This is a genomic window from uncultured Corynebacterium sp., from assembly GCF_946998835.1.
Classification (GTDB): domain Bacteria; phylum Actinomycetota; class Actinomycetes; order Mycobacteriales; family Mycobacteriaceae; genus Corynebacterium.
In genome coordinates this window covers 1-6227 of record NZ_CAMQAZ010000056.1, presented here as the reverse complement: position 1 = coordinate 6227, position 6227 = coordinate 1, and the positions used below count along the sequence as shown (strand labels likewise).

The 6227-nt window shown below is 54.9% G+C and carries 5 protein-coding genes and 1 pseudogene; 2 read left to right on the top strand and 4 right to left on the bottom strand.

What is annotated here, in order from left to right:
* Positions 1-400 precede the first annotated feature (400 nt).
* Positions 401-724, top strand: a complete 324-nt coding sequence (locus tag Q0U90_RS11390) for a ribbon-helix-helix protein, CopG family (protein ID WP_071567109.1) — start codon at positions 401-403, stop codon at positions 722-724.
* Between the two features lie 173 nt (positions 725-897).
* On the opposite strand, the gene Q0U90_RS11385 is transcribed toward Q0U90_RS11390, so the two are convergent.
* Positions 898-1140 (bottom strand): antitoxin, encoded by a 243-nt coding sequence (locus tag Q0U90_RS11385; protein WP_297455215.1) that lies wholly within the window; start codon positions 1138-1140, stop codon positions 898-900.
* 87 nt (positions 1141-1227) lie between these two features.
* Positions 1228-1824: a recombinase family protein gene (locus tag Q0U90_RS11380; RefSeq protein ID WP_297455218.1), complete on the bottom strand. Its 597-nt coding sequence runs from the start codon at positions 1822-1824 to the stop codon at positions 1228-1230.
* Positions 1825-2682: 858 nt separating this feature from the next.
* Between Q0U90_RS11380 and Q0U90_RS11375 the strand changes: the two genes are divergently transcribed.
* A complete protein-coding gene (locus tag Q0U90_RS11375; protein ID WP_297455212.1) occupies positions 2683-2970 on the top strand; it encodes a hypothetical protein in 288 nt (95 codons plus the stop codon).
* Here the strand turns inward: Q0U90_RS11375 and Q0U90_RS11655 are convergent.
* Positions 2967-3197 (bottom strand): annotated as a pseudogene (locus Q0U90_RS11655) (type IIL restriction-modification enzyme MmeI); the annotation flags it as partial. The gene Q0U90_RS11375 and the pseudogene Q0U90_RS11655 sit on opposite strands and share 4 nt — an antisense overlap.
* Positions 3198-4596: 1399 nt before the next feature.
* Complete coding sequence (locus Q0U90_RS11370) at positions 4597-6045, bottom strand: replication initiation protein (protein ID WP_297455209.1); 1449 nt, start codon at positions 6043-6045, stop codon at positions 4597-4599.
* Between the last annotated feature and the right edge of the window lie 182 nt (positions 6046-6227).

Genomic DNA, 6227 nt, shown 5'->3' with positions numbered 1-6227 from the left:
ACAGTGGACTCGTAATAGGCCACAGACTCACCGTGCAGCTTCGCAATCGTGAGCAACTTCGCAGCCTCCTTCCGGTCCAGGTCAAGCGGTGTTTGCGCCCCGCCAGGGGGTACTGGCAAGTTTACTGCCAATGTACCAATAAATAAAGCCCCTGGCTTTAAGCAAGGCAAGCGCGGCTAGCGCTGGCCTTGGGGAGGGGAAAGGGGAAAGTTGGGCAATTTTGACGAACATCTCGACCGGCCCGGCTAGACTATGCGGCAGCGATTTGGGGGAGGCTAGCACCCCTTGAAGCGTAAAACCGTTTTCCTCACACCGACTGTTCTCGTCTCTACATGTAAACAATGTTTACATGTAGAGCTAGGAAGCAACGTCGGGACAAAACAAGAAAGGATCGATGATCATGGCGACGAGAAAGCAGAGCGGTGTGATCGGACGCGGTCCGGTTGTCTCTGTGCGCCTAGAGCACGAACTCGTTGAGCGGCTCGACGCGCTCGCCGAGCGCACTGGGCGCAGTCGCGGGACGTATCTGCGCATGGCGCTGTGGGCAATGATTCCGACCCTTGAGCGCATGCACTGGGAGCAAGTCGCGAAAGACTTTGAGTCACTCGCGATTAAAGACGCCTTCGAAGAAATCACGCTCGGGCTGATGGAAGATGCGATTAACGCCGACCGCTACTGCGAGGAGCGGCCCGGTAGTGATGATTCGGGGACAAGAACGCCGTAGGCGTTCGCGTCAGCACCTCTGTGGGACAGGCGGGCGCTGTCGTTCATTATGAGAGCGCTCATGGAGCGCGCGCTTAAAGAGGACAAGGCGAAACCGACAGCCGACCCTCCAACGGCGTGCCGCCTCACGAGTGGTGACGCCTCGCCGCTAGGGCAAGGCACAAAGCAACAGGTTTACTTCTTTGCTCGCTGCCGCAGGCGCTCTACGAATCCCTCGGCGTCTTCGCTTGCTTGCGTCGACTTCTCAAGCACGTCCACAATCGCGCGCTGTTGCTTCCCGTCAAGCGCGTCCCATTCCTCCAAAAGGGCAGTGACGATCTTCGCTTGCGCGCGCTCGCCACTGCTCAACGTTGCGTCTTCGGGATCAAACCGAGCCACGCTCGCCTCGGACAACAGCTTCTCAATGCTTTGAATCATGCTTGCAATCCTGCCATGACCACCCGACATCGCAGCCCATTTCTGTGAACACATGTTCCAGCAGACGCGCGGCCTTACAGGCGCGGTCTACTGTCTGCTCTTTCCGTCTTTGCGGTCTGGCGTGACGACGTACTTGTACAAGGTGCTTCTACTGACCTCGAGGCGGCGGGCGACTTCTGCTTTGGGCACGCCGAGCGCAATGAGGTCGCGTGCCTGCTGAATCTCGTCTTTCGACATGGCAGGGGCACGGTCGTACACCCCGCGTTCTTTCGCCCGCGCGATCCCCTCGGCCTGCCGCTCACGAATCAGCGCACGCTCGAACTGTGCGACGACGCCAAGCACGCCGAGCATGAGCTGGCTTGTCGCGTCGCTGTGCGCATCGTAGAGCTGCCCTTCTTTGAGAAAGCGCACAGCGACTCCCTTGCCGTTTAGCTCTTCGACAATGGTGTAAAGGTCTGGCACCGAGCGTGCCAACCTATCCATGCTCGCAACCACTAGGGTGTCGCCCTCGCGGACGTACTCCATCACTCGCGCAAGTTCGGGGCGCTCGCGTGTAGCTCCGCTGACTTTCTCGTGCCAGATTTTTTGCACACCTGCTTCTTCGAGTGCAGCGAGCTGACGGTCGAGGTTCTGATCTGCCGAGCTGACCCTTGCGTAACCGATGATCTGGCCGGGGGCTGGCAAATTCTGCTTGCCCAGGTGTAGAACCTGCGCGCCATCTGTCTTTTCTGCCACGACCCCACCCTAACGGACATCTACGACCTTGAGTTTTCAGTCAGGCCGAAACTCGTGCGCGCGGGTGTACCCAGCGGAACACCCGTACCTCGGGAACGGGAGTCAAACCGCGTGAACTGTTTTCCCGTTATCGCTTTTCAGGGCGTACTTCTAGCCACTTGTTATGATCGTCACCGGTGCTTCGGCACCAGGTGCCTCTCATAGAGGCCTTCCTTGCTCGGAGTGTGGTATAGCCCGCACGCTCGTGCTGGTCTATTTATCGCTCTGTTTGGGCGAGGGACAGCTACAGCATTGGAGGTTCGAAATGAAGCTTCATAGGCACAACGGTGGCAAAAGTAAAGACCCCGCCAAAGCCGATTCCTATCGGAATCTCGCAGGCGGAGTCCTACACTTTGTCGCCTCACTAGTGAATGCTGGACTTGGTCTTTTCCTTCACTAGAGGGCAGTAGCCCGAGACCTCGGTTAGTAGCAGCTAACCGGGGTCTTTTTATCCAGACAACACCAACGGTGTTAGACCTAAGAGTAACAGCGCGCGCGGAGATCTTCTACTTGTCTCTGTTCCTTCTTTCCTTCAACTACATAGCGGTAGATAGGTGGGAAAGGCGTTTTTACTACTCCCAAAATAGGTTCAGGCTTTCGATCTTCCCCTCGCCGAGAGCGCTATTCAGGCTCGGCCAAAAGTTCTTCAAGACACTCTCGCTGGTATCTCGTTAGCAATTGCTCAGGCATGTTCAGCACTTGGAGTTTTTAAGTTCTGATGAATCGCTCCCCCCACAAGGTGGACTCTCGCCACTAAGATTGGAGCCTATGAACAGCCCAACTGATATCACTGGTGAAGCTCCAGAGGATGTCCCCGTGCGATCTTTCGACACCTATTGCACGGTTTCGCAGCGGGTCGGTACGGACAAGAATGGCGATGAGGAGATGGTCACGTACGAGCGCTGCAAGCCTGTGCATGTCTTCGCGTCAGGCACCGTTCTTGTGTCTGGTACATACAGCGACAAGGTACTCCACCCCTCGGCGGGAGTAATTCAAATCACCCGTGAAGACGACTCTCCTAGTGATTTAGGTTTTTATGAAGACAAGGAGAACTAGTTCCTCGCTAACTTCCCGTAGCTGGCGAATAAGAGTTCTTGGCGCTGCCGCTCGGTGGTGAGTTTGCGTGGCGCACCGAATGCTTTATCTACTTCTCGGTCAAGCACGTCATGGGCTTTGACTAGTTCAGGGGCCACAGAACCACCATTTGAAGCCTTTGCTTGCGTTACATACCCACGCACTCGCCTCGCCATAGTCTGGCGATCACGCATCGGCGGCATCTCTAAGAGCCAACCCTCACCACTAATTTTCTACACCAGCCCTCTACTTTTCAAGAACCTGTGCAAGAATAGATCCGTTCGACGGAAGCCAAAGAACTTTGTTCTAGGCGGAACCCGGAGAACCCTTGCGTGCTTGCAGTTAAGACTCCTGCCGTAAAGGGCCGGTACGACGTCTTTGCAAGGCGCTCGGAAGACCAGCCCGCAAGGAGCAGAAATGTTCAGAAAATATAGATATATTGGAAAACATCGAAAACAGGGTCGAGAGAAGAAACCGCGCGGAAGCAACGCGAACGGGCTTCTCAAGTCCGGCGCAGCAATAACCACAATTGGAAACCAGGGTTGGGGACTATGGGAGAGATTCCAGAACCTTAATCTTGCAGAGAAAATTGAGGCGCTGCTGTCAGCCTAGCTAAAGACTCTGAACGGTGGTGTGACCTGTGGTGGGTTGCACCACCATTTTTCGTTTCATAGCATTTAAAGGTTTAACCGGCATTATGTGTGTTGCACATAATGCCGGTTTCTAAAGGCGACCTCAGCCAACAACTCGATGGCATTTTCATGTCAAGGCCACTCGAAGCTCGAAGGCTGATCAGTCCAGCGGAATTTGATGCTGACATTGATAGCCAATGTAACCCCAGCTTAGACGTACAAAAAGAGGGATCTGGCCGCAGATAAACGCACGCGCAGTAGGAACGACTAGTTACATACTTAAGTCGCCACAAAAATCCCTTAGGCCTTAAAACAAAAGGAAAGCCCCCAGGAAGCAATCCTGGGGGCTAGTCAGGCGCTGCAATCACCTAACTAAAGACTCTTTGCAGGCTGGGTTCACATCGAAATGTGGTGGTGATAACCCATCCTCGCAGTTTCCCTGAACAATTCTTCTCTCCTTGTTCGTCCTCATTATGCGCCAAGGACAGGTCACTCCGCAACTACATCAGCGCGCACTATCGCTCTACTCATGTTTTCTGTCAGTACCCATTCAAATGAGTACTGACACCCACAGCACAAGGGCGGCGGGCTGGCGTGTGCCAAACATTACTCAACTTCCCCTTGCTTTATTTGAACTGGGGTCTTTATTTATCAGAGGCGGTGAAGACACGAGCACCGCACCAGCTGCACTACCACCAAGGAAGAAACAGCTGAACAATCATAATGAAGCTCTATTACATGCCCACGATTTATGTTTTCCGGACAACCCAAATGCAGCCTTGAAACTTCTACGTTGTTCTGTAGAGAGAATAGGTAGCCCACGTGCTACCGCACGGGGAGCCGTATATTGCTTACGGCGTGTCACCTTTTTCGGCATGAGTTCCACGCTTCACTGTTGCTGAAAAAGAAACGGAACTAGGTAGCTCACGTGCTACCGCCCGGGGAACCGTATATTGCTTACGGCAGGTTACATTTTTTATTCGATCATTCCTGCGTTCCGTAGCGCCCTCAAATGGACGCTCACTGTCTTTCTGGTAATCCCCAATTCTCTTCCGATCTCAGCTCCCGTTGGAGCTTTACCTGTCTGAGCAAGCGACGAAGCATACGCTGAATAAACCTGTGCCCGGGTCTCATTCCCCTGACGTTGGCGCTGTCGATTCGCCTTTTCAAGCTTGTCTCGCTGTGACTGTGCGTATTCGCCGTCTGGGTCTGTTTTCCAGCGTTGTGCGGCTTTCTGTCCACCTCTACGCCCCATTGTTGCCAAGGCCTTACGCTCGGCGCTTGTAGCCCTCCCAGGGGCCACAGAACCACCGTTTGAAGCCTTTGCTTGCGTTACGTACCCACGCACTCGCCTCGCCATGGTCTGGCGATCACGCATCGGCGGCATCTCCGAGAGTCTCCCATCGCTTCCGGCTTCTTGGGCGATGTTGTATCCGTGCTCGTAGGCGTCAATCAGGGCGTTATCGGTTAAGCGCTGGCCTGCTGCGCGTAGCCTGTGCCCGACTTTTAGCGCATGTCGAAACGCCGTCTCGTCGCGTGCTGCGCGTCCTTGGTGAATCCACAGCACGCGCACGCCCTCGATGATGTCAGGGTCATAGCGCTCAACGCTTGTCGCAAGTTCTGCTTCGACGTCGTTTGCAAGCGCTTTGAAGGCTTCTGCTTCTTGTCTGCGTGTTTTCGCTGCTTCGAGGAGTTCACGACCAGAGGAAAACTGCTGTCGTGTCGATCGCTGCTTTGCTTCTTGGCCAGTCAATGCACGTACCTCCCGCAATAAGTCAGCCAAGCGGTATACCCGTTTGTGCTGGCAGTACCAGCGATACGCGGTTGGGTCTTTCCCCTCGTAGAACGGGCTGCGGCTAAAGCGGTGGGAAAAGTGCGGGTCATGGTCCAGCATCTCTCCTAACGCTTTACTCGTTGCTGCCAGCAAGCTCATATGGGGTGATTTCCCTGTTTTATCGGCATACACCGGGTCGATTAACCAGATTGCCTGGGCTTTGCCGGTCAGCGGGTTAATACCAATCCATGAGGGGCCAATCCCGTGGTTAATGAGCTTGGCGAAGTTTTCCCGCACACTCAGCGCAAGACTAGTTGGGTGACCACCTGCTTGTCCTGGTTGATCAATGTCGACGACGAGGACGGCTGCATACTGCTTCGTGGTCAACATGACGTACTGGCAGCTGGCAAACGCTGGCGAGTCAACCCTGTAAAGCCGAGGACGTCGCGCCCCGTCGCTATCCGAGTAGTACGCGCTAGAGAAGTTGCGGTCTTTGCTGGCATGGATCGCACTGCGACCGAGATGCGCTAACAGAGCGTCGCGGTCAGTTGCACCCGCTGGGGTGTCGTCAAGCCAACCCGTATGTACACCGACACCTCGCACATGCTGGCGTGGTGTCGTGCGTTCTGCGTTACGGTTCGATACACTCATAACATCGCTTTCTCCGACGTTGTGGGTCGGTTAAAGCGCTTCACGAGCCGGTTGGAGGCCGGTGGTGAAGCAAGCCTGGAGCAATTGGACCTGTTCCAGGCTTTTCTTTTATTGACGCGTTTAGGCTAACACGCTGGTAAACCGCTACGCGTGCACAACACGATCAACTCTCCCACTTCATC

Excerpts from the sequence above, each read along its gene's own strand:
- Q0U90_RS11390 (WP_071567109.1), top strand. The coding sequence starts at position 401 with ATGGCGACGAGAAAGCAGAGCGGTGTGATCGGACGCGGTCCGGTTGTC.
- Q0U90_RS11385 (WP_297455215.1), bottom strand. The coding sequence starts at position 1,140 with ATGATTCAAAGCATTGAGAAGCTGTTGTCCGAGGCGAGCGTGGCTCGG.
- Q0U90_RS11370 (WP_297455209.1), bottom strand. The coding sequence starts at position 6,045 with ATGAGTGTATCGAACCGTAACGCAGAACGCACGACACCACGCCAGCAT.
- Q0U90_RS11375 (WP_297455212.1), top strand. The coding sequence starts at position 2,683 with ATGAACAGCCCAACTGATATCACTGGTGAAGCTCCAGAGGATGTCCCC.